Here is a 585-nt window from a genome sequence, read left to right on the forward strand (position 1 = left end):
TCTCGTCGGCCCCTTCGAGTGCGACGAGGACGGAAATTCGGTTCGCCATGATTCAGTCCACCGTCCGGATCTGGCGCTCGATGACCGCGGATAAGCGCGGGATGCGGCCCGCGACCAGCCGTTCGATGTCGAGACGCTTACGGAGCGCGACCTTGGGCACCAGCACGGCAATCGGGATGTCCGCGCCGCGCTTGAGGCGCTTGAGCGCTGAAGCCTTGCGATAGCGGCGCTTGAAGCCCGCCAGTGGCCGGTCGTGTTCCTTGATGTTCTCGGCCATCAGGACGATGTTCCCCCTTGCGTTCTTGATGAAATAGGCATTGCCGCCGCGCATCAGCTCGGCGATCTGGGCTTTGAAGCGTTTCCTGCCGACCCGCCCGTGCAGCGGGATCAGCATCCGACCGGCGATCAGGCCGCCGCGCTCGTGCATCCCCGACCACGGAATCCTCGAGCCCACGTACAGCGCGGGCAGGCGGTTCGGGTCGCGGTCCAATACGCGGGCGGTGAAGCCCTTGAGGAAAGACTTCCTGACCACCGCCATCTGGCCCGCGACGTGGCTACGGACGTCCTGTTTGATCTCGGATGCCT

1 protein-coding gene is annotated in these 585 nt (G+C 65.0%); it reads right to left on the reverse strand.

Annotated elements, in window-relative coordinates; translation table 11 throughout:
* Positions 1 to 52 precede the first annotated feature (52 nt).
* A partial coding sequence (locus tag ACK4TH_RS12995; protein ID WP_409627041.1) for a DUF6441 family protein occupies positions 53 to 585 on the reverse strand: 533 nt, incomplete at its 5' end.

Origin of the sequence: Tepidimonas sp. (genome assembly GCF_046292505.1) — a bacterium.
GTDB lineage: Bacteria > Pseudomonadota > Gammaproteobacteria > Burkholderiales > Burkholderiaceae_C > Tepidimonas.